This window comes from Pseudomonas sp. M2(2023), assembly GCF_030263955.1.
GTDB lineage: Bacteria > Pseudomonadota > Gammaproteobacteria > Pseudomonadales > Pseudomonadaceae > Aquipseudomonas > Aquipseudomonas asiatica.
Genome location: NZ_CP127114.1, coordinates 3,928,215 through 3,952,583, shown reverse-complemented (window position 1 = coordinate 3,952,583; position 24,369 = coordinate 3,928,215). Strand labels below are relative to the sequence as shown.

Annotated in this window: 27 protein-coding genes; 19 read left to right on the top strand and 8 right to left on the bottom strand. The window is 63.8% G+C overall.

Annotated features, from left to right (window positions below; translation table 11 throughout):
* Positions 1 to 120 precede the first annotated feature (120 nt).
* From ccmA to QN085_RS18145, 17 genes are all read left to right on the top strand, one after another.
* Positions 121 to 753 (top strand): cytochrome c biogenesis heme-transporting ATPase CcmA, encoded by a 633-nt coding sequence (gene ccmA, locus QN085_RS18225; RefSeq protein ID WP_013973564.1) that lies wholly within the window; start codon positions 121 to 123, stop codon positions 751 to 753.
* Positions 741 to 1,418, top strand: a complete 678-nt coding sequence (gene ccmB, locus QN085_RS18220) for a heme exporter protein CcmB (protein ID WP_013973563.1) — start codon at positions 741 to 743, stop codon at positions 1,416 to 1,418. The genes ccmA and ccmB overlap by 13 nt, the downstream gene beginning before the upstream one ends.
* Before the next feature lie 46 nt (positions 1,419 to 1,464).
* A complete protein-coding gene (locus QN085_RS18215; protein WP_012273476.1) occupies positions 1,465 to 2,232 on the top strand; it encodes a heme ABC transporter permease in 768 nt (255 codons plus the stop codon).
* Positions 2,229 to 2,405: a heme exporter protein CcmD gene (gene ccmD, locus QN085_RS18210; protein ID WP_013973562.1), complete on the top strand. Its 177-nt coding sequence runs from the start codon at positions 2,229 to 2,231 to the stop codon at positions 2,403 to 2,405. The genes QN085_RS18215 and ccmD overlap by 4 nt, the downstream gene beginning before the upstream one ends.
* Positions 2,402 to 2,857 carry a cytochrome c maturation protein CcmE gene (ccmE, locus tag QN085_RS18205; RefSeq protein ID WP_015271187.1) on the top strand — a complete coding sequence of 152 codons (456 nt, stop codon included), beginning with the start codon at positions 2,402 to 2,404 and terminating at the stop codon, positions 2,855 to 2,857. The genes ccmD and ccmE overlap by 4 nt, the downstream gene beginning before the upstream one ends.
* Positions 2,858 to 2,868: 11 nt before the next feature.
* Entirely contained in the window at positions 2,869 to 4,842 is a 1,974-nt protein-coding gene (locus QN085_RS18200; RefSeq protein ID WP_015271186.1) for a heme lyase CcmF/NrfE family subunit, read from the top strand.
* A complete protein-coding gene (locus QN085_RS18195; RefSeq protein WP_023663391.1) occupies positions 4,839 to 5,375 on the top strand; it encodes a DsbE family thiol:disulfide interchange protein in 537 nt (178 codons plus the stop codon). Before QN085_RS18200 ends, QN085_RS18195 begins: the two co-directional genes overlap by 4 nt.
* Positions 5,372 to 5,860, top strand: coding sequence for a cytochrome c-type biogenesis protein (locus tag QN085_RS18190; RefSeq protein WP_023663392.1), 489 nt, complete (start codon positions 5,372 to 5,374; stop codon positions 5,858 to 5,860). Before QN085_RS18195 ends, QN085_RS18190 begins: the two co-directional genes overlap by 4 nt.
* Complete coding sequence (gene ccmI, locus QN085_RS18185; protein ID WP_196184176.1) at positions 5,853 to 7,043, top strand: c-type cytochrome biogenesis protein CcmI; 1,191 nt, start codon at positions 5,853 to 5,855, stop codon at positions 7,041 to 7,043. The genes QN085_RS18190 and ccmI overlap by 8 nt, the downstream gene beginning before the upstream one ends.
* 12 nt (positions 7,044 to 7,055) lie before the next feature.
* On the top strand, positions 7,056 to 7,472 hold the full coding sequence (locus QN085_RS18180) for a hypothetical protein (protein WP_013973557.1): 417 nt from the start codon (positions 7,056 to 7,058) through the stop codon (positions 7,470 to 7,472).
* Between the two features lie 690 nt (positions 7,473 to 8,162).
* Positions 8,163 to 8,357 carry a hypothetical protein gene (locus tag QN085_RS18175; protein ID WP_285687689.1) on the top strand — a complete coding sequence of 65 codons (195 nt, stop codon included), beginning with the start codon at positions 8,163 to 8,165 and terminating at the stop codon, positions 8,355 to 8,357.
* 38 nt (positions 8,358 to 8,395) lie between these two features.
* Entirely contained in the window at positions 8,396 to 9,334 is a 939-nt protein-coding gene (locus QN085_RS18170; RefSeq protein WP_013973556.1) for a 2-hydroxyacid dehydrogenase, read from the top strand.
* A 50-nt stretch (positions 9,335 to 9,384) separates the two neighbouring features.
* On the top strand, positions 9,385 to 10,173 hold the full coding sequence (locus tag QN085_RS18165) for a PhzF family phenazine biosynthesis protein (RefSeq protein WP_023661667.1): 789 nt from the start codon (positions 9,385 to 9,387) through the stop codon (positions 10,171 to 10,173).
* 93 nt (positions 10,174 to 10,266) lie between these two features.
* Positions 10,267 to 10,674: a GFA family protein gene (locus tag QN085_RS18160; RefSeq protein ID WP_024087448.1), complete on the top strand. Its 408-nt coding sequence runs from the start codon at positions 10,267 to 10,269 to the stop codon at positions 10,672 to 10,674.
* A gap of 112 nt (positions 10,675 to 10,786) precedes the next feature.
* Positions 10,787 to 11,125 carry an FKBP-type peptidyl-prolyl cis-trans isomerase gene (locus QN085_RS18155; RefSeq protein ID WP_013973553.1) on the top strand — a complete coding sequence of 113 codons (339 nt, stop codon included), beginning with the start codon at positions 10,787 to 10,789 and terminating at the stop codon, positions 11,123 to 11,125.
* A 289-nt stretch (positions 11,126 to 11,414) separates the two neighbouring features.
* Positions 11,415 to 11,921, top strand: coding sequence for a hypothetical protein (locus QN085_RS18150; protein WP_023661660.1), 507 nt, complete (start codon positions 11,415 to 11,417; stop codon positions 11,919 to 11,921).
* Between the two features lie 238 nt (positions 11,922 to 12,159).
* On the top strand, positions 12,160 to 12,819 hold the full coding sequence (locus QN085_RS18145) for a hypothetical protein (protein WP_013973551.1): 660 nt from the start codon (positions 12,160 to 12,162) through the stop codon (positions 12,817 to 12,819).
* Positions 12,820 to 13,022: 203 nt separating this feature from the next.
* Here the strand turns inward: QN085_RS18145 and QN085_RS18140 are convergent, their stop codons facing one another.
* From QN085_RS18140 to QN085_RS18130, 3 genes are all read right to left on the bottom strand, one after another.
* The gene (locus QN085_RS18140) at positions 13,023 to 13,751 is read right to left on the bottom strand and encodes an aspartate/glutamate racemase family protein (protein ID WP_013973550.1); all 729 of its coding nucleotides are present in this window, start codon (positions 13,749 to 13,751) and stop codon (positions 13,023 to 13,025) included.
* Positions 13,752 to 13,767: 16 nt separating this feature from the next.
* Entirely contained in the window at positions 13,768 to 15,300 is a 1,533-nt protein-coding gene (locus QN085_RS18135; RefSeq protein ID WP_013973549.1) for an NCS1 family nucleobase:cation symporter-1, read from the bottom strand.
* A 557-nt stretch (positions 15,301 to 15,857) separates the two neighbouring features.
* Positions 15,858 to 16,295 (bottom strand): Lrp/AsnC family transcriptional regulator, encoded by a 438-nt coding sequence (locus QN085_RS18130; protein ID WP_003260363.1) that lies wholly within the window; start codon positions 16,293 to 16,295, stop codon positions 15,858 to 15,860.
* A gap of 134 nt (positions 16,296 to 16,429) precedes the next feature.
* Between QN085_RS18130 and QN085_RS18125 the strand changes: the two genes are divergently transcribed.
* Together QN085_RS18125 and QN085_RS18120 are read left to right on the top strand one after the other, a co-directional pair.
* On the top strand, positions 16,430 to 17,323 hold the full coding sequence (locus QN085_RS18125) for a DMT family transporter (RefSeq protein WP_023661016.1): 894 nt from the start codon (positions 16,430 to 16,432) through the stop codon (positions 17,321 to 17,323).
* 148 nt (positions 17,324 to 17,471) lie between these two features.
* Positions 17,472 to 18,398: a class I SAM-dependent methyltransferase gene (locus tag QN085_RS18120; protein ID WP_031324626.1), complete on the top strand. Its 927-nt coding sequence runs from the start codon at positions 17,472 to 17,474 to the stop codon at positions 18,396 to 18,398.
* A gap of 124 nt (positions 18,399 to 18,522) precedes the next feature.
* Here QN085_RS18120 and QN085_RS18115 read toward each other — a convergent pair whose 3' ends face one another.
* From QN085_RS18115 to QN085_RS18095, 5 genes are all read right to left on the bottom strand, one after another.
* Positions 18,523 to 19,524, bottom strand: coding sequence for a sulfate ABC transporter substrate-binding protein (locus tag QN085_RS18115; protein ID WP_023661740.1), 1,002 nt, complete (start codon positions 19,522 to 19,524; stop codon positions 18,523 to 18,525).
* Positions 19,525 to 19,741: 217 nt separating this feature from the next.
* Positions 19,742 to 20,563: an ion transporter gene (locus QN085_RS18110; RefSeq protein WP_013973544.1), complete on the bottom strand. Its 822-nt coding sequence runs from the start codon at positions 20,561 to 20,563 to the stop codon at positions 19,742 to 19,744.
* A gap of 45 nt (positions 20,564 to 20,608) precedes the next feature.
* A complete protein-coding gene (locus QN085_RS18105; protein WP_039614447.1) occupies positions 20,609 to 21,481 on the bottom strand; it encodes an urea transporter in 873 nt (290 codons plus the stop codon).
* Between the two features lie 187 nt (positions 21,482 to 21,668).
* On the bottom strand, positions 21,669 to 23,084 hold the full coding sequence (gene pyk / locus QN085_RS18100; protein WP_013973542.1) for a pyruvate kinase: 1,416 nt from the start codon (positions 23,082 to 23,084) through the stop codon (positions 21,669 to 21,671).
* Complete coding sequence (locus tag QN085_RS18095; RefSeq protein WP_039614445.1) at positions 23,081 to 24,355, bottom strand: glycerate kinase type-2 family protein; 1,275 nt, start codon at positions 24,353 to 24,355, stop codon at positions 23,081 to 23,083. The genes pyk and QN085_RS18095 overlap by 4 nt, the downstream gene beginning before the upstream one ends.
* Positions 24,356 to 24,369 lie beyond the last annotated feature (14 nt).

The window sequence follows — 24,369 nt, the reverse complement described above, 5'->3', positions numbered from 1 at the left end:
GTGAACCCGCTCCTACAAGGGTTTGCGCAGCTTTCAAACCCTGCGTTGAACCTGTGGGAGCGGGTTTACCCGCGAAGCAGGCGACGCCGACCTCTAGCCCTACAAAGATAAGGCGAAACCGTGACCCTTCACCTCCAAGCCGCGGGCCTGGCCTGCGAGCGCGACTGGCGCCTGCTGTTCGAGCACCTCGCTTTCGAGCTGCGGCCCGGCGACATGCTGCAGATCAGCGGCCCCAACGGCAGCGGCAAGACCAGCCTGCTGCGCTTGCTGGCCGGCCTGATGCAGCCGACGGCCGGGCAGATCCTGCTGGGCGGCAAGCCACTGGCCGAACAGCGCCACGCCCTGGCCAGCATCCTGTTGTGGATCGGCCATGCAGCGGGCATCAAGGACCTGCTCACCGCCGAGGAGAACCTCACCTGGCTGTGCGCCCTGCACCAGCCGGCCAGCCGCGAGGCGATCTGGGCGGCACTGGCGGCCGTCGGCCTGCGTGGTTTCGAAGACGTGCCCTGCCACACCCTGTCTGCCGGCCAGCAGCGCCGCGTGGCCCTGGCCCGGCTGTACCTGGCCAGCCCGCCGCTGTGGATCCTCGACGAACCCTTCACCGCCCTCGACAAGCAGGGCGTGGCGCAGCTCGAGGCGCACCTGGCGGCCCACTGCGAGCAGGGCGGCACGGTAGTGCTGACCACCCACCACACGCTGGAACGCAAGCCCTCCGGTTACCGTGAACTGAACCTGGGGCAATGGGCGGCATGAGCGTATTCATCCTGTTGTTGCGCCGCGAAGCGCGCCTGCTGTTCCGCCGCCCGGCCGAGCTGGCCAACCCGTTGGTGTTCTTCGCCATAGTGGTTGCACTGTTCCCGCTGGCAGTCGGCCCGGAAAGCCAATTGTTGCAAACCTTGTCGCCAGGCCTGGTCTGGGTGGCGGCACTGCTGGCGGTGCTGTTGTCGCTGGACGGCCTGTTCCGCAGCGATTTCGAGGACGGCTCGCTGGAACAGTGGGTGCTGTCGCCGCACCCGTTGGCGCTGCTGGTGCTGGCCAAGGTGCTGGCGCACTGGATCTTTTCCGGGCTGGCGCTGGTATTGTTGGCGCCGCTGCTGGCACTGATGCTGGGGCTGCCGAGCCATTGCCTGCCGGTGCTGCTCGGTTCCCTGCTGCTGGGCACGCCGGTGCTGAGCCTGCTGGGGGCGGTGGGCGCGGCGCTGACAGTCGGTCTGAAACGCGGCGGTTTGCTGCTGGCATTGCTGATTCTGCCGTTGTATATCCCTGTATTGATCCTGGGCAGTGGTGCGTTGCAAGCGGCGTTGCAGAATATGCCGGCAACCGGCCACCTGCTCTGGCTCGCCAGCCTGACGGCCTTGGCCGTGACCCTGGCACCCTTTGCGATAGCGGCCGGCCTGAAGATCAGCGTCGGCGAATAACGAGTCCCGGGCTTTCAAGCCCGGCCAATACCCTGGATGTACCCTGATGAAAATAAGCTGGACGTGGTTCCACAAGCTGGGCTCCCCCAAATGGTTCTATGCCATCAGCGGCCGCATGCTGCCGTGGCTTGCCGGCGCTGCCGTGCTCCTGCTGCTGGTCGGCATCACCTGGGGCCTGGCCTTCGCCCCCCAGGACTACCAGCAAGGCAACAGCTTCCGCATCATCTACATCCACGTGCCGGCGGCGATGCTGGCGCAGTCCTGCTACGTGCTGCTGGCAGTGGCCGGGGTGGTGGGGCTGGTATGGAAGATGAAACTGGCCGACGTCGCCTTGCAATGCGCCGCCCCCATCGGCGCCTGGATGACCGCGGTGGCGCTGGTCACCGGGGCCATCTGGGGCAAGCCCACCTGGGGAAGCTGGTGGGTCTGGGATGCCCGACTGACGTCCATGCTCATCCTGTTGTTCCTGTACTTCGGCATTATTGCGCTGGGCCAGGCAATCAGTAATCGTGACAGTGCAGCCAAGGCCTGTGCGGTACTGGCGATCGTCGGCGTGGTGAACATCCCGATCATCAAGTACTCGGTGGAGTGGTGGAACACCCTGCACCAGGGCGCCACTTTCACCCTCACCGAAAAGCCGGCGATGCCCGCAGAAATGTGGTTGCCGCTGCTGTGCACGGCGCTGGGCTTCTACTGCTTCTTTGGCGCGGTGCTGTTGCTGCGCATGCGCCTTGAAGTGCTCAAGCGCGAAGCGCGCGCCAGTTGGGTCAAGGACGAAGTATTGAACAGCCTGGGGCGGAGGGCCGCACAATGAGTTTCGCCACTTTCGGTGACTTTCTCGCCATGGGCCACCATGGCCTGTACGTGTGGACGGCCTATGGCATCTGCCTGGCAGTGCTGGCGCTGAATGTCGCCGCGCCCGTGCTGGCCCGCCGTCGCTACCTGCAAGATGAGGCGCGCCGTTTGCGCCGGGAGAACAACCAGTGAATCCGCAGCGCAAGAAACGCCTGTTGCTCATCGTCGGCCTGCTGGTCGGCGTCGGGGTTGCCGTCGGCTTTGCCTTGAGCGCATTGCAGCAGAACATCAACCTGTTCTACACCCCGACCCAGATCGCCAACGGCGAAGCGCCGCTGGACACCCGCATCCGCGCCGGCGGCATGGTCGAGAAAGGTTCGGTGCAGCGTTCGTCCGATTCGCTGGACGTGCGCTTCGTGGTCACCGACTTCAACAAGTCGGTGCCGATCACCTACCGTGGCATCCTCCCCGACCTGTTCCGCGAAGGGCAGGGCATCGTCGCCCTCGGCAAGCTCAACGCCGATGGCGTGGTGGTGGCCGATGAAGTACTGGCCAAGCACGACGAGAAGTACATGCCGCCCGAGGTCACCAAGGCCCTGAAGGAAAGCGGCCAGGCCGCCACCGGCGGGGAGGCCAGGCCATGAACGCGGCGCTGGTGATCCCCGAACTCGGCCAGCTGGCGATGATCCTGGCCATCTGCTTTGCCGCCGTGCAGGCCAGCGTGCCGCTGCTGGGCGCCTGGCGTGGCGACAGCCTGTGGATGAGCCTGGCGCGGCCGGCGGCCTGGGGCCAGTTCGCCTTCCTGGCCTTTGCCTTCGCCTGCCTGACCCATGCCTTCATGACCGACAATTTCTCGGTCGCCTATGTGGCCAGCAACTCCAACAGCGCCTTGCCCTGGTACTACAAGTTCAGTGCCGTGTGGGGCGCCCACGAAGGTTCGCTGCTGCTGTGGGCGCTGATCCTCGGCGGCTGGACCTTCGCCGTATCGGTGTTCTCGCGGCAGTTGCCGCAGGTGATGCTGGCCCGCGTGCTGGCGGTAATGGGCATGATCAGCGTGGGCTTCCTGAGCTTCCTGATCATCACCTCCAACCCGTTCCAGCGCCTGCTGCCGCAGGTGCCGACCGATGGCCGCGACCTCAACCCGCTGTTGCAGGACTTTGGCCTGATCGTCCACCCGCCGATGCTGTACATGGGCTACGTCGGGTTCTCCGTGGCCTTCGCCTTCGCCATCGCCGCCTTGCTCGGTGGCCGCCTGGACGCCGCCTGGGCGCGCTGGTCGCGGCCCTGGACCATCGTTGCCTGGGCCTTCCTCGGGGTTGGCATTACCCTGGGTTCGTGGTGGGCCTACTATGAGCTGGGCTGGGGTGGCTGGTGGTTCTGGGACCCGGTGGAAAACGCCTCGTTCATGCCCTGGCTGGTGGGTACGGCGCTGATCCACTCGCTGGCGGTGACCGAGAAGCGCGGGGTGTTCAAGAGCTGGACCGTGCTGCTGGCGATTGCCGCGTTCTCGCTGAGCCTGCTGGGTACCTTCCTGGTGCGTTCCGGTGTGCTGACCTCGGTGCACGCGTTTGCCGCCGACCCGTCGCGGGGCATTTTCATCCTGATCTTCCTGCTGTTCGTGGTCGGTGGGTCGCTCACCCTGTTCGCCCTGCGCGCACCGGTGGTCAAGAGCCAGGTCGGCTTTGCCCTGTGGTCGCGCGAGACGTTGCTGCTGGCCAACAACCTGGTGCTGGTAGTGGCGGCCTCGATGATTCTGCTCGGTACCCTGTACCCGCTGGTGCTCGATGCGCTGACCGGGGCCAAGCTGTCGGTTGGCCCACCGTATTTCGACGCCTTGTTCCTGCCGCTGATGGCACTGCTGATGGTGGTGCTGGGCGTGGGCGTGGTGGTGCGCTGGAAAGACACCCCCGGCAAATGGCTGGCCAGCATGATGACCCCGGTGCTGCTCGGCAGCGCCATCCTCGCGCCGGTGGCGGGCTTTATCGTCGACGACTTCGACTGGCCGACCCTGACCGCCTTCGCCCTGGCCGCCTGGGTGGTGCTTGGCGGGCTGCGCGACATTCTCGACAAGACCCGCCACAAAGGCCTGCTCAAGGGCCTGCCCGGGCTGGGTCGCAGCTACTGGGGCATGCAGCTGGCGCACCTGGGCCTGGCGGTGTGCGCGCTGGGCGTGGTGCTGTCGAGCAACAACAGCGCCGAACGCGACCTGCGCATGGCGCCGGGCGAGAGCGTGGAACTGGGCGGTTACCACTTCCTGTTCCAGGGTGCCCGGCATTTCGAAGGGCCGAATTTCATCTCCGACAAGGGCACCGTGGTGGTCAGCCGCGATGGCCGTGAAGTGACCACCCTGCACCCGGAGAAACGCCTGTACACCGTGCAGCAGTCGATGATGACCGAAGCCGGCATCGACGCCGGTTTTACCCGCGACCTGTACGTCGCCCTCGGCGAGCCGCTGGAGAACGGTGCCTGGGCGGTACGCGTGCATATCAAGCCTTACGTCCGCTGGATCTGGCTGGGCGGTCTGCTGACAGGCCTGGGCGGGTTGCTGGCGGCCCTCGACCGGCGCTATCGCGTCAAGGTCAAGACCCGGGTGCGTGATGCCCTGGGCGTGTCTGGAGCAGCTGCATGAAGCGTTGGATCATGGTAGTCCCCCTGGCGGTATTCCTGCTGGTGGCGGTGTTCCTCTACAAAGGGCTGTTCCTCAAGCCCGACGAGCTGCCCTCGGCAATGATCGGCAAGCCGTTCCCGGCGTTTTCCCTGGCCTCGACCCAGGGCGACCGTACCCTGACCGAGGCCGACTTGCGGGGCCGCCCGGCACTGGTCAACGTGTGGGCCACCTGGTGCCCGTCGTGCAAGGTAGAGCACCCGTACCTGAACCAGCTGGCCCAGCAGGGCGTGGTGATCCACGGCGTCAACTACAAGGACGACAACGCGGCGGCCCTGAAGTGGCTGGCCGAGTTCCACAACCCGTATCAGCTGGACATTCGTGACGAGCAGGGCAGCCTGGGCCTGGACCTGGGCGTGTACGGCGCGCCGGAAACCTTCCTGATCGATGCCAAGGGCATCATCCGCTACAAGCACGTGGGCGTGGTCGATGCCACGGTCTGGCGTGAGCAGCTGGCGCCGCTGTACCAGGGCCTGGTCGACGAGGCCAAGCCATGAAGCGGGGGCTGGCAGCTGCCGTGCTGGGGCTCTTCATGGGGTTGACCCTGGCAGGCGTGGCCAAGGCGGCCATCGACACCTACCAGTTCCGTGATGATGCCGAGCGTGAGCGGTACCAGCAGCTGACCAAGGAGCTGCGCTGCCCCAAGTGCCAGAACCAGGACATCGCCGACTCCAACGCGCCGATTGCCGCCGACCTGCGTCGGGAAATCTTCCGCATGCTCGGCGAGGGCAAGAGCAACCAGCAGATCGTCGACTTCATGGTCGACCGCTATGGCGACTTCGTGCGCTACAAGCCGGCGCTCAGCGGGCGTACCTGGCTGCTGTGGTTTGGCCCGGGGATTTTGCTTGCCGGTGGTTTCGTGGTGCTGGCGCTGATCGTGCGCCGGCGCCGCAGTGCGGCCGTGCAGGGCGCCAATGAGTTGTCCGCCGAAGAACGCGAGCGTCTCGCCAAATTGCTGGAAAAAGAACAGACCCATGATTGAATTCTGGCTTAGCGCGGGCCTGCTGCTGCTCGCTGCCCTCAGCTTCCTGCTGATCCCGATCCTGCGTGGCCGTGGCCGCCAGCAGGAAGAAGACCGCACCGCCCTGAACGTGGCACTGTACCAGGAGCGCGTCGCCGAACTGGTTGCCCAGCAGGCCGCTGGCGTGCTCGACGAGCCGCAGATGGCCAAGGGCCGTGACGAGGCCGCCCGTGAGCTGCTGGCGGATACCGAAGGTGCCGAGGCCCCGCGCCAGGGGCACCTGGGCAAGGCCCTGCCGTTGCTGGCGGCGCTGCTGGTGCCGCTGCTGGCATTGGGGCTGTACCTGCATTTCGGCGCGGCCGACAAGGTTGAGCTGACCCAGGAGTTTGCCGAAGCGCCCAAATCGATGGAAGAAATGACTGCCCGCCTGGAGCGGGTGGTGCAGGCCCAGCCGGATTCGGCCGAGGCCGTGTACTTCCTGGGCCGAGCCTACATGGCCGAGCAGCGCCCCGCCGATGCCGCGCATACCTTCGAGCGCGCCGTGGCCCTGGCCGGTCGCCAGCCCGAATTGCTCGGGCAGTGGGCACAGGCGCTGTACTTCGCTGCCGACAAGAAATGGAGCCCGCAGCTGCAGGCACTGACTGACGAGGCGCTGAAAGCCGACCCCAACGAAGTGACCAGCCTGGGCCTGCGTGGTATCGCTGCCTTCGAGGGCGAGCGTTACCAGGAAGCCATCGATTACTGGAAGCGCCTGCTGGCGCAGCTGCCGGAAGGTGATACCTCGCGTGCGGCGCTGCAGGGCGGCATCGACCGCGCCGCCGAGCGCCTGGGTGGTTCGCCGGGGCAGTCTGCGGCGCCCGTGGCGGCTCGCTTGAAGGTGCGCGTGGAACTGGCTGCGGCGTTGAAGGACAAGGTCAAGGCGGACGACACGGTATTCATCTTCGCCCGCGCCAGCAATGGCCCACCCATGCCGCTGGCGGCCAAGCGGGTGACCGTGGCGCAGTTGCCGATCGAGGTGGAATTGTCCGATGCTGACGCCATGATGCCACAGATGAAACTGTCGGACTTTGCCGAAGTCCAACTCGTTGCACGTGTATCACGCGCTGGCCAGCCAACCCATGGCGAGTGGATTGGCCAGGGCACGCCATTGCCCAGCGCCACCCAGGCCATCCAGCACCTGACCATCGACAGCCCCGACCCGTAAGAGAGCAATGCCATGCACAGCATCGTCCGCCTGACCCTGATCACCCTGGCCCTGGGTTTGTCTGCGTGTACGGTGCATGAGCCGTACGAGCAGCCCGAACCACCGATCGAGCGCCTGCCGCCGCCGGGGCCGGCGGTCAAGCCCTTGCCGGACAGGCAGCCGGCCCCCGCGCCGAGCAAGCCTGCGGCCACGCCCAAGCCGATGCCTCGCACCTCGGCCAGCTTCGCGCCGCCGCCTGGCGGGGCAAGCCATTGGGACCCTAAGCTGGGTGTGTATGTGCTGGAGAAGAAGCCCAATACCTTCTACCGCCAGCGGACCTACTACCGCTTCAACAACGGCTGGAGCTGGTCGCTGAGCCCGGATGGACCGTGGCAGGAGACTGACAGCAGCGGTGTGCCGGGTGGTCTGGGGCGTGCGTTCGCCCAATAATTGCAACGTTGCCGTTGCCGTTGCTTTTAAGCGCGCGGTAGTCCAGGCGCCGCCGATTGCGACTTCAGGAGGCCGAGCGAAGGGACTGCGGAGGGAGGTGACGGGCATGGATGCCCGTCAAGCGCTGAGGCCCCATGGATGGGGCCTGCAGCGCGTACTCCCGGGAGCAGGCCCGTAGCGAGGGGACCCCGGAGCGCAGCGTAGGGGCCGGATGATAGGAGCCAGCGTTTTTTGGTTACTTTTTGTCGCGTTTGACAAAAAGTGACCCGCCGTAAGGGCGGAAAGGTGAATAAGCGCCACCTTCGAAAATGAATGTTGACCTTGTTGTTGATGCCCACGCTTGAAAGCGAAGAGCGAAGAGCGAAGAGCGAAGAGGGAAGAGCGAAGAGCGAAGAGCGAAGAGGGAAGAGCGAAGAGCGAAGAGCGAAGAGGGAAGAGCGAAGAGCGAAGAGCGGAAAAGTACTGGTCTTGATATCGCGCATAGTCCTTTTACGATGGCGACGCATACTCACCTTTTCGCCCTTACGGCGAGTCACTTTTTGCCAAACGCGGCAAAAAGTAACCAAAAAACGCTGCGCTCCCATCATCCGGCCCCTGCGCTGCGCTCCGGGGTTCCCTCGCGCCGGTCTTGCTCCCGGGAGTACGCGCTGCAGGCCCCATCCATGGGGCCTCAGCGCTTGACGGGCATCCATGCCCGTCACCTCCCTCCGCAAGACCTCTGCTCGGCCTCCTGAAGTCGCGAAGATCAAGATCAAGATCAAGATCAAGATCAAGATCAAGATCAAGATCAAGATCAAGATCAAGATCAAGATCAAGAGCAGAGCAGAGCAGAGCAGAACAGTGCAGTTTCACTTCTTTATTTCGGTTGACTGTACTGGCCGGTGACTCCGCATAATGTCGCCTCGAACTGACCCGGAGGTGGCATGCACAAGACAGTCCTGGTGCTGGTGGAAACCGTCGATGATTACCTGCCCATGCTGGAGCAGGCCGGCTACCGTTTGATCCGCGCCCCTTCGCCGCAACTGCGGGCCCAGGCCATCCAGCGCCATGGCCATGAAATCGATGCCGTGCTCACCCGCGGCCCGCTGGGCCTGACTGCCAGCGAAATCCACACGCTGTCCAAACTGCAGATCATCTGCGTGATCGGTGCCGGCTACGAGCAGGTCGACCTGGCCGCCGCCGCTGCGCGCGGCATCACGGTTACCAACGGCGCCGGGGCCAATGCCGAGGCAGTCGCCGACCACACCCTCGCCCTGCTGCTGGCGCTGTTGCGCGACATTCCCCGCGCCGATGCCAGTATCCGCCGGGGCGAATGGAACCGGGTGATCAGCCCCTCGGTGAGTGGCAAGCGCCTGGGCATTCTCGGCCTTGGTGCGGTGGGCCTGGCCATCGCCAGGCGCGCCCATCTGGGCTTCGCCATGCCCGTCAGCTACCACAGCCGCACGCCGCGCCAGGATGTGCCGTACACCTGGTACGACAGCCCGCAGCACCTGGCCGATGCCGTCGACATCCTGGTTGTGGCCACCCCCGGCGGTGCCAATACTCGCCATCTGGTCGATGCGCAGGTGCTCGAGGCCCTGGGGGCCGAGAGCTACCTGGTGAACATCGCCCGTGCCAGCGTGGTCGACACCCAGGCCCTGGTGGCCGCGCTGCAGCATGGCCAACTGGCTGGTGCGGCACTGGATGTGTTCGACGACGAGCCGGCTGTACCCGATGCCCTCAAGGCCCTTGGCAACACCGTGCTCACCCCCCACGTGGCCGGCCAGTCGCCGGAGGCGGCGCGCGACACGGTGACCCTGGTGCTGCGCAACCTGCAGGCGTTCTTTGCCGGCGAAGCCGTGTTGACCCCGGTACGCCAGTAACCATTTTCATACATCTGCCTGGCAGCGATCGGGCAACAAGGAGTGTGTGCATGCAACTTGAAATCTTCCAGGTCGATGCGTTTTCCGCCGAACCGTTCGGGGGCAACCCGGCGGCAGTGATCCCGCTGCAAAGCTGGCTGCCGGACGACGTGCTGCAGCGCATTGCCGAAGAGAACAACCTGTCGGAAACCGCCTACTTCGTGCGCAACGGCGAAACCTTCGACCTGCGCTGGTTCACCCCGACCGTGGAAGTCGACCTGTGCGGCCATGCCACCCTGGCCTCGGCCTATGTGCTGTTCGAACAGCTGGGCGAGCAGGTGCAGGTGCTGCGTTTCAACACCCGCAGTGGCGAGCTGCGGGTCAGCCGTAACGCCGACGGGCTGCTGGCCATGGACTTCCCGGCCAAGCAGCCGGTCGCCGTGGACATGCTGCCGGGCCTGTTGCAGGCGCTGGGCCTTGGCCAGGCACAGGCGCTGTACCGCAGTGACGACTATGTGGTGGTGATCGATGACGCCCTGTTGCTCGACACCCTGAAGCCGGATTTCGTTGCCCTGTCGGCTTTCGATGTGCGCGGTATCGCCGTTACCGCAGCAGGCCGTGGCTTTGATTTCGTCACCCGCTGGTTCGGCCCACGGGTCGGCGTGAACGAAGACCCGGTGACTGGCTCGGCGCACACCTCGCTGGCGCCGATATGGGCAGAGCGGCTGGGTAGGAGCGTGCTGAGCTGCGAGCAGGGTGGGGGGCGCAAAGGGCAGCTGCAGTGCGAAGTGCCGGGTAATGGCCGGGTGATCATCAGCGGGCGGGCGGCGTTGTACCTGCGCGGTACGGTGTACATCTGACCTCGGGCAACTGTCTTGTGCTGCCTGTGCCGGCGATGAGGCCGGTACAGGCATCTATACTTGCTGGCCCATCTTCCGCTGAAGGAGCCAGCCATGACCCTGGAAAAACACGGCACCTGCCTGTGCGGCGCCACCCGGCTCAAGGTCACCGTCGACAATACCGATATCAGCGCCTGCCACTGCAGCATGTGCCGCAAATGGACCGGCGGCCCATTGCTGGTGGTGCATTGTAGCCAGCCACCGGTGATCGAAGGGCGCGCACCCAGCGTTTATGAGTCTTCCGATTGGGCCCAGCGCGGCTTCTGCGGCCAGTGCGGCACGCACCTGTACTACCGGCTCAAGGCCAATGACTTCCACGCCGTGCCGGTCGGCCTGCTCGACGGCGACCAGGAATGGCATTTCGACTTGCAGATCTTCGTCGAACAGAAACCCGCCTGGTATTGCTTCGCCAACCAGACCAAGGAACTGACTGGCCAGGAAGCCTTCGAGCAGCTCGGCTGATTCAGGCGGCGTGCTGTGATCGATGCGCCAGCACGAAACGCCACGCGAACTTGCCAAACCGGTGCATTCCTGAGAAAAGGGCGGCTTTGTTTCCAGCGTTGGAGTATGCCCCATGAGCCAAGAACTGCAGATCATCGACCTTGTGGAGGGGGATGGCAAAGCCGCCGTCAAAGGCGCCCTGATCACCACCCAGTACACCGGCTGGCTGGCCGACGGCAGCGAGTTCGACTCGTCCTGGTCGCGCGGCAAGCCGTTCCAGTGCGTGATCGGCACTGGTCGGGTAATCAAGGGGTGGGATCAAGGCCTGATGGGTATGCGCGTTGGCGGCAAGCGCAAGTTGCTGGTACCGGCGCACCTGGGCTATGGCGAACGCAGCGTGGGGGCGATTCCGCCGAATTCGGATTTGACCTTCGAGATCGAATTGCTGGAAGTGCTGACACGGGAGGATTGAGGAAAAGGACTACACGCGCTGTCGGCCAGTGTCTGATTGAGGTGCCGCCCGGGTATGGCTAACCTTGCAGACTCACTGAGTGAAGAGGGTAGCCTATCCATGAAATCGCATTTTTCCTCACGGGTGGTACGCAAAGCGAACGCGCTGTTGGTGGCATCAGGCGCGCGAATGGAAATCTCGTTACCACGCGAACTGGCGAGTGTGGTTACCAACTCCCGAAAGACCCGTTCGGAACTGAAGGCAGCATTCGAGGCTGCGTATTCCCGCCTGCGCAAAGGGTAAGAGCCATATGGCCGATGGCTGTTACAACCACATATACTCGGTGCTTGTGGAGAATGAGCAAGATACACTCGGTATCATTGCCTATTCGTTGTACAAGAGGCAGAAAATCGAGTTTATCCAGGCTTTCAAGATAAAGCATGACCGGGAGCCGAAGGATGAAGACTTGGCCCCTTTCCATGATGTCAGCAACAGCCCCTCGCAGATCGAGAGCTACCGCAATCAGGCCAGCCAGCTTGCTCAGGGCTTTCTTGATGCCTCGATCGCGGCGCAAGCAGTGGAGCTTGAACAGTACTATTTCGATAAAGCAAGCAGCGAAGTCAGGCAGGCCAAGCCAGGATTTTGGTTGGGTTTGGCACAAAGTCTCGTGGGCTCGATTCTCTTCGTGTTTTTGCTGGGCTTTCTGGTGTTCTTCACCTGGAGTCTGAATCAAGGCCCAAAGCAGGTTATCGAGCAGGTATTTGATGTAACCATTCTCGACTCTGTCTCTATGGAACAAGCAGCCGGGCCACCGTAACGGTAATCAGCGAGAGCAACGAGTAACGAACGGACACATTTCAGCAACACCCATCCTCTAATCTAAGCCTTGCCTAGGGAACGGCATCCACCTCCAGGGAGGAACCAAACGGGTTCAGGGCACTCTCACCCTGACTCGTTGCCAAGGACGGCATTCACTACAAGGATGCCCCGCGGTGCTGTTGGCGGGGTGATGTGGCGGGTCTACCCGATTCTTTCTGCCACATGGGCCTGTTTTGATGAAGTTGCCAACATTCTTCCGTCGTCGTCACTGGTTGCTGAGCCTGACGCTTGCAACCATAGCCGTACCGCTGGCGCTGGAAGTTGTCGAAAGCCGGGCGCAACCGGTGGATGGCACCCAGACCCTTGTGTTCCTGCGCCACGCCGAGAAGCCGGGCGAGGGGCTGGGCCAGTTGAACTGCCAGGGCCTCAACCGTGCGTTGGACCTGGCTACCGTGCTGCCCGAGCGCTTTGGCAAGGCCGACTACGTGTTCGCTGCCAACCCCTCGCGGCATGTCGAGGAAGGCAGCAAGGACCAAAGCTACAGCTACATTCGCCCGCTGATGACCATCACCCCCAGCGCCATTCGCCTGGGCCTGCCGGTAAACATCGACTATGGCGCCAACGACACCGACGCGCTGGCCGAAGAGCTGCTGCGCGACAAGTACCGTAACGCGACCGTGTACACCGCCTGGTCGCATGGCTACCTCCCTGACCTGATCAATGCCGTGGCTGGCAAGGCCCTCGGTGAAAAGCGGGTGATCACCGAGGACTGGAGCGGCGACGACTTCGACACCCTCTACGTCCTGACCCTGACCTGGCACGACGGCAAGGCCAGCCTGCTCAGCCGCAATGTGCGTCAGGGCCTGAATGATGGTGCGCATAGCTGCCCGACCTGATCCGCTGGTACTGTTCTGCCGGGAAGCCTGTACAGAGTGACGATGAAGTTGTGTACACAGCGGTTGACCAGAATGATGCTTCGACAGGACCGGCCTCTTCGCGGGTAAACCCGCTCCCACAAGTACTGCGCAGGCCTTGAGAGCAATGCGGTCCCTGTGGGAGCGGGTTTACCCGCGAAGAGGCCAGGACAGGCGAAAGACTCCTAACGCCCGAACCGCATCGGCCAACCCACCACTTTCTTCACCCGTGGCGTGGCATAGGTACGGACCTTGGAGGTACTCAAGCCCATGCGCACCAGCGATTCGGCCATGGTTACCGCCGCGCTCACGCCGTCGACCACCGGCACGCCGGTGCGCTGGCGGATCTGCTCGTCCAGCCCGGCCATGCCGCCGCAACCCAGGCAGATCACCTCGGCCTTGTCGTCAGCCACCGCGCGTTCCGCCTGCTCGACAATCGCCTCCACGGCGCGCTGTGGGTCGGCTTCAAGCTCCAGCACCGCCAGCCCGCTGGCCCGCACCGATGCGCAGCGGTCATACAGGCCGGAGAGCTTCAGGCGGTCTTCGATCAGCGGCACGGTGCGGTCCAGGGTGGTCACCACCGAGTAGGCATGGCCCAGGTACATCGCCGTGCTGGCGGCTGCATCGGTGATGTCCACCACCGGCACGTTCAGCAGTTCCTGCAAGCCTTCGCGGCCATGTTCGCCGTAACCCGCCTGTATCACGGCATCATAAGGGCCTTCGTAGGCCAGCACCCGGTCCATCACCGCGATGGCGGCCAGGTAGCTTTCGAAGTTGCCTTCCACCGACTCGGCACCGAACCATGGGGTGAGGCCGATGATTTCCGTGCCGGGCGCTGCCACCGCACGGGCCTGTTCGGCAATGGCTTCGGTGATGGCTTCTGTGGTGTTGACGTTGGCGATCAGAATGCGCATGGGTAGTCCTCCCTGGTCAATGGCTGCTGTGGTCAACGGCGATGCATTCGCCGCTGACGTCGTGGTATTGGCGTTTGCGTGGGGCGATCAGCAGGTACAGGGCGGCGGCGATGCCGGCACCGATCAGCCAGGAGAACGGCGCCACGCCATGGAAGTTGGGCACCAGGGCCAGGACGATGGCCAGCAGTGCGGCCGGCACGAAGGCGGCCACCGCGCGCAGGTTGATGCCCTTGGTGTAGTGGTAGGCGCCGGCCGGGTCTTCGCTGTAAAGCTGCGGCACGTTGATGCAGCCTTTGCGCAGCAACCAGTAGTCGGACATGATCACCCCGTACAGCGGGCCGAGCAGGGCACCCAGGCCGGACAGGAAATACACGATCACCAGCGGGCTGTTGTACAGGTTCCACGGCAGGATCAGCACTGCCAGGGTGGCGCTGATCAGCCCGGCGCGGCGGAAGTTCAGGTGACGCGGTGCCAGGTTGCTGAGGACGAAGGCCGGGGCGACGAAGTTGGCCATGATGTTCACCGCCACGGTGACGATCAGGAAGGCCAGGCAGCCCAGTACCAGGTACGCTGTGCTGGGGATGGCGGCGACGATCTGGGTAGGGCTGTCGATGATCTGGCCGTTGATCTGGAACTGCGCGCCGCACAGCACCACGGTGATCACGGCGAATACCAGGATGTTCACCGGCAGGCCCCAGAAGTTGCCGACGCGGATGGTCTTGCGGCATGGCGAGGAGCGGGCGAAGTCACAGAAGTTCAGCACCAGGGTGCCGTAGATCGCCAGCCACAGCGCGCCGCCGGCAAATATGTTGCGCCACATCTCGTAGCCGGTCAGCGGTTCGGCAACCGACCAGGCGATGCGGGCGTCGGCCTTGAAGTACATGAACACCGCCAGGGCGGCGACGGTCAGCAGGATCACCGGGCCGGCAAAGGCCTCGTAGCGGCGCACCATCTCCATGCCATAGGCCAGGATCACCAGCTGTACCAGCCAGATCGACACGAAGCACACCCAGCCCAGGCTCGACAGGCCGAGGATGCTGTCGTGGTCGTAGGCTGCCATTTGCGGCCATACAGCGGTGAGCAGCACGCGCAGCACCACCGAAGCCAGGTAGGTCTGGATGCCGAACCAGGCGATGGCGATGACCGCACGAATCAGCGCCGGAATCTGCGCACCATGGATGCCGAAGGCGATGCGGCTGATGACCGGGAATGGTACGCCGGTCTTCTGCCCCATGTAGCCGGACAGGTTCATGAAGAAGTACACCAGCGCCGCGCCGATGGCCAGCGACAGCAGGATCTGCCAGCCACCCAGGCCGAGGGCGAACAAGCCCATGGCGAACGAGTAGTTGGCAATGTTGTGCACATCGTTGGTCCACAGCGCAAAGATGCTGTAGCCGCCCCAGCGGCGGCCTTCGATGCGCGTCGGAGCGAGGTCGCGGTTATGCAGGCGCGGGCTCAGGGCAAGTTCCGGCTGGCTGCCGGCGAGAGTGGACGCGGGGTGGGTGCTGGCGACGGATAGTTCAGGGGCAAGGTCGAAGCTGGTACTCATTCCGGCGGGCTCCTGATGCACGTGGACTGCGATGAGCGGGCATGCGCACGGGCTCGCCATCTCGTCGGTGCAGCGTTGGCATCTCAGGGTTTGGGGCGCGGCGGCCGATGTTGGGTCGGCGTCGCGGGTTCTTGTGTATTTATGTTTTGCTTAGTTTGTATACAAAACACGAACACACAAAAGCGAGTTCCATGCCAAGGAAAAAGCAAACTTTAGTTGGCCATCATTTTGAACTTATATTTTTGAGTTGTAACTTCATGAAATGAAGAGAGTATAAGTTGACCAAATGAACAGATTTAAATTTCGCGAAGGTAACTTAGTTGATCGTTTGGTCAGAATAATTTGTGGGAAGTGTGTAACCTATTGGGGCGCAATCTTGGAAAGTGCACACAAAAATGGCACTTAAGGTGACATTCTTGTGTACAAAAATTAGTCAGCTTTTTTCTGTGCTGGCCTCTTCGCGGGTGAACCCGCTCCTACAAGTACCCCGTAGCATTCAGGTCGGTCGAAATCCTGTGGAAGCGGGTTTACCCGCGAAGAGGCCCGCACAGGCAGATTCAATCCATCGGCGGCAACCGCCGCTTGACCGGTGTCTTCTTGATGATCGCCGTATTGGTTTCGGCCACCGTATAGAGGCGGTCGAGCAGGGTGTCCAGTTGCTCCATCGAGCGAACATGCAGGCGGGCAATGAAGCAGTCTTCGCCGATTACCTTGTCGCACTCGGTGAATTCGGGAATGGCGATGATCTGCCGTTCCACCTCCTGCAGCTTCCCGGGTAGCGGGCGGATGCGCACGATGGCCTGCAGCTGGTAGCCAAAGGCACGCGGGTCGACCTCTACGGTGTAGCCGCGCAACACGCCGCGTTCCTCCAGCCGGCGAAGGCGTTCGCTGACGCTGGGTGAAGACAGCCCGCTGATTTGCGCCAGGGCCTTGAGCGAGCGGCGCGAGTCTTCCATCAGCGCGTTGATCAGCAGTTGGTCGATGGCATCGGTCATGGTCACCTCAATCAGGTTATTCGCGTGATTTGCCTTGATAGTAAAGGCAAACTGGCCAATCTTCCTTCGTTATGCGCTGGAAGGCCGGGCAGCAACCTTTGCATACTGTTGCCATCGTCAACAGGAGGTTTGAGATGGACAGTTCATTGCGTCGTGGCTCGCTGGAAATGGTTGCCGCCATGCTGATTTCCGGGACCATCGGCTGGTTCGTGCTGGTGTCAGGCCAGCCGGTGCTCGAAGTGGTGTTCTGGCGCTGCGTGTTCGGTGCCGTGACCTTGCTGGCGATCTGCGCGGGGTTCGGCTTCCTGCGGCCGGGCGTGATCAGCCGCACGGCGTTCCTGCTGGCGATTGCCAGCGGTGTGGCCATTGTCGGCAACTGGGTGCTGCTGTTCGCCTCCTACTCGCGGGCGTCGATTGCCATCGGCACGGCGGTGTACAACGTACAGCCGTTCATGTTGGTGGGGCTGGCGGCGGTGTTCCTGGGCGAGAAGATCACCCTGGCCAAAGTTACCTGGCTGAGCGTGGCGTTCCTCGGCATGCTGGCCATTGTCAGTGCCCATGGCGCGGGGCAGGGTGGCGGTGAGGACTATTTGCTGGGCATTGCGCTGGCGCTGGGGGCGGCCTTCCTGTATGCCATCGCGGCGTTGATCATCAAGCGCCTGAGTGGCACGCCACCGCACCTGATCGCGCTGATCCAGGTGGCCACGGGTGTGCTGTTGCTGGCGCCGTGGGTCAAGCTTGGCGGGTTGCCGGGTGAAGTGCCGGCGCTGGCCAGCCTAGTGACCTTGGGCATGGTGCACACCGGGTTGATGTATGTGTTGCTGTACAGCGCCATCCAGCGCTTGCCCACGGCGCTGACCGGGGCACTGTCGTTCATCTACCCGATTGCGGCGATTCTGGTGGACTGGGTGGCGTTCGGGCACCGACTGGCACTCTTGCAGTGGCTGGGGGTGGCGTTGATCCTGCTGGCGGCGGCGGGGATGCAGCAGGGGTGGTGGTTCCGGCCAGCGCGGGTTGTGGCCGAGTAATGAGATGGTCTTGCGGGCCCTTTCGCGGGTAAACCCGCTCCCACAGGATCATCACAGGCCCGAACCGTGTGCAGCACCTGTGGGAGCGGGTTTACCCGCGAAAGGGCCCGCAAGGTAGAATGCCGCTTTTGCCAGCTTGCGACCCATGATGACTTCGCCGATCCAGACTCTGGAGCAACACCTGCTCGCCGCCCTCGACCCTGCCCCGCAGGAAACCCGCCGCCTGTTCCACGGCCGCGGCCGCTGCTGGGCGGGCCTGGAGCAGGTCACCGTGGACTGGCTGCAAGGCGTGCTATCGGTCGCTCTGTTCCGCGAGCCGGCGGAAGGCCAGCTGGCCGAACTGGAATCCATGCTGCTCACGCTCGCCGAGCGTCCACAGTGGACTGGTCAAGCCATCCTTCTCCAGCATCGCTACCTGCCCGACAGCCCGGGCCAGTGGCTGCTGGGCGAACCGTGCCAGCAGCGCGAGGTGGTCGAGGATGGGCTGACCTACCTGCTGGATCTGGGCGTGCGGCAGAACAATGGCCTTTTCCTCGACATGCGCTATGGTCGGCGCTGGGTGCGCGAGCAGGCGGCGGGCAAGCGCGTGCTGAACCTGTTCGCCTACACCTGCGGTTTCTCGGTGGCGGCGATTGCCGGTGGCGCCGAGCAGGTGGTGAACCTGGACATGGCCAAGTCGGCGTTGTCCCGGGGCCGCGACAACCACCGCCTCAATAGCCACGATGCGTCGCGGGTGGCGTACCTGGGGCACGAGCTGTTCAAGTCGTGGGGCAAGGTGCGCAAGTACGGGCCTTATGACCTGATCATCATCGACCCGCCGACCTTCCAGCGCGGCAGCTTTGTGCTGACCCAGGATTACGCGAAGATCCTGCGGCGCTTGCCGGAGTTGTTGAGTGAGGGCGGGACGGTGCTGGCATGCGTGAACGACCCGGGCATCGGGCCAGAGTTTCTGATCGAGGGGATGGCGGAGCAGGCGCCGTCGCTGAAATTCGTCGAGCGGCTGGAGAACCCGCCGGAGTTTCCTGACGTGGACCCGGCGGGGGGCTTGAAGGCCCTGGTATTCCGTCAGGTCTGATGTTGCCCTTGCTGGCCTCTTCGCGGGTAAACCCGCTCCCACAGGTACCGCGCAAAACCTGAGGGCTGTGGGGTTCCTGTGGGAGCGGCTTTAGCCGCGAAGAGGCCGGTAAGGCTTACATCAATTACTGATTGTTGGTGTAGATCTGGTCAAACACCCCACCATCATTGAAGTGGGTCTTCTGCACGGTGCGCCAGTCACCAAAGGTCTTCTCCACCGACAGGAAGTCCACTTTCGGGAAGCGGTCGGTGTACTTGGCCAGTACCGTCGCATCACGCGGGCGCAGGTAGTTCTGTGCGGCGATTTCCTGGGCGGCTGGCGACCACAGGTACTTCAGGTATTCCTCGGCCGCGGCCTGGGTGCCTTTCTTCGCCACTACCTTGTCGACCACGGTGACCGGTGGCTCGGCTTCGGCCGACACGCTCGGGTAGACCACTTCGAACTGGTCGCGGCCGAACTCGCGGGCGATCATTTCGGCTTCGTTCTCGAAGGTCACCAGCACGTCGCCGATCTGGTTGGTCATGAAGGTGGTGGTGGCGGCGCGGCCACCGGTGTCCAGCACCGGCGCCTGCTTGAACAGCTTGCCGACAAAGTCCTTGGCCTTGTTTTCATCACCGCCTTGCTTGAGCACATAACCCCAGGCCGACAGGTAGGTGTAGCGGCCGTTACCCGAGGTCTTTGGGTTGGGCACGATTACCTGCACGCCATCCTTGAGCAGGTCGGGCCAGTCTTTCAGCGCCTTGGGGTTACCCTTGCGCACGATGAACACAGTGGCCGAGGTGAATGGCGCGCTGTTGTTCGGCAGGCGGCTGACCCAGTTGTCCGGCACCAGCTTGCCGTTGTCGGCCAGGGCGTTGATGTCGGTGGCCATGTTCATGGTGATGACATCGGCCGGCAGGCCATCGATCACCGCTCGCGCCTGCTTGCTCGAGCCGCCGAAGGACATCTGCACGTTGACCTTCTCGTTGTGCTCTGCTTCCCAGTGCTTCTGGAAGGCCGGGTTGTAATCCTTGTAGAAGTCGCGCATCACGTCGTAGGAAACGTTGAGCAGGGTGGGGGCAGCCTGGGCGAAATTGCCCAAGGCAAGGCCTGCGGCGAGCAGCGAGGCGGTGAAGAGTTTTTTCACGTTGCTTCCTTGTTCTTGAAGGTTATTGGGGCAGATTGCCAGCGACTATAGCGGGTGGGTTTGCGCGGGTTAAAGAACAAAAACGACTTTGTTTATGCTCCTGCCTGTGCTGGCCTCTTCGCGGGCAAGCCCGCTCCTACAGGGACCGCGCAGGGTTTGGGCCTGTTGTGATCCTGTGGGAGCGGGCTTGTCGGCGATAGGGCCGGAACAGGCGGAATCATTGTTTGGGAAACAGCACATTCCCGCACCGCGAACAGAACGCCGCGCCATGCTCATGGCTTTTCTTGCTGCAAGTCGGGCAATCATGCTGCAACTGCTCCCCGCGCATGGCATTGGCCAGCTCGGCGGTAAAGATGCCGGTCGGTACTGCGATGATCGAATAACCGGTAATCATCACCAGCGACGACAGCACCTGCCCCAGCGGGGTCTTCGGCACGATGTCGCCAAAGCCTACCGTGGTCAGGGTAACGATGGCCCAGTAGATGCCCTTGGGAATGCTGGTGAAGCCATGCTCCGGCCCTTCGATCACATACATCAAGGTGCCGAACACCGTCACCAGGGTCGATACCGTCACCAGGAACACGATGATCTTCTGCTTGCTGCCGCGCAGCGCCTCCATCAGGTAATGGGCCTGCTTGAGGTAGGGGCTGAGCTTGAGCACACGGAAGATCCGCAGCATCCGTATCACGCGGATGATCAGCAGGTACTGGGCGTCGCTGTAGTACAGCGCGATGATCCCCGGCACGATCGCCAGCAGATCGACCAGGCCATAAAAGCTGAATGCGTAGCGCAAAGGCTTGGGCGAGCAGTACAGGCGGGTGAGGTACTCGGCCAGGAAGATCGCGGTAAAGCCCCACTCGATGCCGGCCAGCAGGCCGGCGTAGCCCTGGTGCACTTCGTCGATGCTGTCGAGTATCACCGTCACCAGGCTGGCCAGGATGATCAGCAGGAGGATCTTGTCGAAGCGCCGGCCGGCTACGGTGTCGGTCTGGAAGACGATGATGTAGAGCTGCTCGCGCAGGCTCGCAGGGTTGTTCATTGGCTCGTTCCACAAAAGCGATGGGCTGAGCCTAGGGGCTGCATTTCAGCTGTGCAAGCGGCTGGCGTCACGATGCCTGGGCTGGGCCAGATGATTACCCAGGTGCATCAGCCAGCAGGCGGCGACGAAGGGCGCGGTCAGGCCGGGCACCGGTAGCAGCTTGAACAGTGGTTGCAGTAGCAGGGCCAGGGTGATGGCCAGCACTGTCAGCCACGGCTTTTCACCTTGTCTACTGAACGCGAGTGCCGCCAGCGCAGCGTTGAAACCGTAAAGGCCCATCCACGCTGCCTGTGCCTGGTCCGCGAGCAGCGCTACGCCGCCCCCGATGGCCGAGCCGATCACCGCCCACATTGCGGCATAAGGGTTTGCGATGAACATGCCGATGACGATCAGCAGGCCGGCCAGCGGCTGGTCGAGCAGGAAGATCTGGCCCACGCCGCGCGCCAACGCGTACAGCGGCTGGGCTTCGACGAAGCCGCTGGGCGAGGGGCTGGCGATCAGCAATACGGCCCAGCCAAGCAGCACGAAGGGTGCGGTGTAGGCGATCAGCAGCTTGCCGCCGCGCTTGCGCCACTGGTGGGTGATGATGCTGGACAGGCCGCCAGCGGCGATGATCAGTGGCGGCAGGATGACCGACCAGGGCAGCACGGCGCTGATCAGGATGCCGATCAGCACGCCGTTGTAGCTGTACAGGCCGGCTTGGCGGTCGGCACGGTCGTAGCCGCGAGCCTGGGCGGTGAGCAGGCCGGCCAGGGCGCCGAGCAGGGCGCCACCGACCAGGCCGGGGGCGGTCAGCAGGATGGCCAGCAGGCAGCACAGGCCGCACAGGGGGTTGCGCAGCAGCAGCACCTGGCTGAAGCCGTTGAGTAACGCCGTGGCCCAGTCGGGGCACGGGTTGACGAAATTTTTGGTGTACATCGGGGCAGTCAGTGAGGTTGATGGGGCGCGGTGGGCCTCTTTGGGCCTCGGGTTTTCCGCAGTTGTGTGTGACACCACCGACCCTGTGGGAGCGGGCGTGCCCGCGAATGCGTCAGCTCAGGCAACGTCGTTGTCCCTGCTGGCCTCTTCGCGGGCACGCCCGCTCCCACAGGAGAGATGCGGTGGTTTAGATCAAGGTCTCGATCCGCAGCGTGTTAGTCGACCCTGGTTTGCCGAAAGGCACACCGGCGGTGATCAGCAGCGTGTCGCCACGGCTGGCCATGCCTTGTGCCTGGGCAATTTCCAGTGCGGTGGATACAACTTCGTCCACCTGGCGCAGGCGGTCGTTGACCACCGAGTGCACGCCCCACGCCACGCTCAGGCGACGCGCGGTGGCCAGGTTCGGGGTGAGGTTGAGGATCGGTGCCCGTGGCCGCTCGCGTGCCGCGCGCAGGGTCGAGGCGCCCGACTCGCTGTAGTTGACCAGCACTGCCACCGGCAGGATGCCGCTGATACGGCGGATGGCGCAGCTGATAGCGTCCGACACGGTGGCCTCGGCCTTCGGCCGGCCAACGTCGAGCTGGGCCTGGTAGTCCGGGCCGTTCTCCACCTGGCGGATGATCTTGCTCATCATCTGCACGGCTTCCAGCGGGTACTCACCCGAGGCAGTCTCGGCCGACAGCATCACCGCATCGGCACCTTCGGCCACGGCGTTGGCCACGTCGGTGACTTCGGCGCGGGTCGGCGCTGGCGAGAAACGCATGGATTCGAGCATCTGCGTGGCCACCACCACCGGTTTGCCCAGTTGGCGGCAGGTGCCGATGATGCGTTTCTGGATCTGCGGCACGCTTTCGGCCGGCACTTCCACGCCCAGGTCGCCACGGGCCACCATGATTGCATCCGCAAGTTCCGCGATGGCTTGCAGCTGTTCGACTGCCGATGGCTTTTCGATCTTCGCCATCAGGTAGGCACGGTCACCGATCAGCTGGCGTGCTTCGGTGATGTCTTCGGGGCGCTGCACGAACGACAGGGCCACCCAGTCCACGCCCAGTTCCAGGCCGAAGGCCAGGTCGCGGCGGTCTTTCTCGGTGAGCGGGGAGAGGTCGAGCACCGCTTGCGGCACGTTGACACCCTTGCGATCGGACAGCTCGCCACCGGCCAGCACTTCGGTGTCGATGGCGTCGCTGTGCTTGGCGGTGACGCGCAGGCGCAGCTTGCCGTCGTCCAGCAGCAGGTCCATGCCCGGCTCGAGGGCGGCGATGATCTCAGGGTGCGGCAGGTTGACCCGGCGGCTGTCGCCCGGGGTGTTGTCCAGGTCCAGGCGCAGGGCCTGGCCGCGTTGCAGCTGCACCTTGCCGTCGGCAAAGCGGCCGACGCGCAGCTTCGGCCCCTGCAGGTCCATGAGGATACCCAGCGGGTAGTTCAGTTGCTGCTCGACTTCGCGGATCCACTGGTAGCGCAGGGCGTGGTCGGCGTGCTCGCCGTGGCTGAAGTTGAGGCGGAAGATGTTCACGCCGGCTTCTACCAGTTGGCGGATGTCGTCGATGCCTTTGATCGCAGGGCCGAGGGTGGCGAGGATCTTTACTTTTTTATCAGGCGTCATGATTGGGCAGTCTCGAGGATCAGGATGGCGCGGAAGTCGTTGACGTTGGTGCGGGTCGGCTCGGTGACGATCAGCGCATCCAGGGCGGCGAAATAGCCGTAGCCGTTGTTGTTGTCCAGTTCGTCGCTGGCCGACAGGCCCAAGGCTTCGGCGCGGGCGTAGCTGGCGGGGGTCATGAAGGCGCCGGCGTTCTCTTCCGAGCCATCGATACCGTCGGTGTCACCGGCCAGGGCGTACACGCCCGGCAGGCCTTTCAGGCTTTCGGTGAGGCTGAGCAGGAATTCGGCGTTGCGCCCGCCACGGCCATTGCCGCGCACGGTCACGGTGGTTTCGCCGCCGGACAGGATCACGCAGGGCGCTTTCAGCGGCTGGCCGTGCTGGACGATCTGCCGGGCGATACCGGCGTGCACCTTGGCCACTTCGCGTGATTCGCCTTCCAGGTCGCCGAGGATCAGCGGACTGAACCCGGCCTGGCGGGCTTTGACCGCGGCGGCTTCGAGCGACTGCTGGGGCTTGGCGATCAGCTGGAAGTGGCTGCGGGCCAGGGCTGGGTCATCGGCCTTGACGGTTTCCGAGGCGGGGTTGTTGAGCCAGTCGATAACCGCCTTGGGCGCTTCGATGTTGTAGCGCTTGAGGATGGCCAGGGCATCGGCCGAGGTGCTCGGGTCGGCCACGGTAGGGCCGGAGGCGATCACCGTGGCGAGGTCGCCCGGGACATCGGAAATGGCATAGGTGTACACCGTGGCCGGCCAGCAGGCCTTGGCCAGGCGGCCGCCCTTGATCGCCGAGAGGTGCTTGCGCACGCAGTTCATCTCGCCGATGGTGGCGCCGGATTTCAGCAGCGCCTTGTTGATCTGCTGCTTGTCGGCCAGGGTCAGGCCTTCGGCGGGCAGGGCCAGCAGCGCTGAGCCACCGCCGGACAGCAAGAAGATGACGCGGTCGTCTTCACTGAGGTTGCTGACCAGTTCCAACACGCGTTTTGCCACGGCCAGGCCGGCGGCATCGGGGACCGGGTGGGCGGCTTCGACCACCTCGATCTTCTGGCAGTTGGCACCGTGACCGTACCGTGTGACAACAAGCCCGGAGACTTCGCCCTGCCAGCACTTCTCGACCACTTCGGCCATGGCGGCTGCGGCCTTGCCGGCACCGATGACGATGACCCGGCCGCTGCGGTCGGCGGGCAGGTAGGGTTCGAGGACTTGACGGGGGTGGGCGGCGGCGATGGCTGTGTCGAACAGCTCGCGGAGAAGGTTTTGCGGATCGACCGACATGGCAGGCTCCCAAT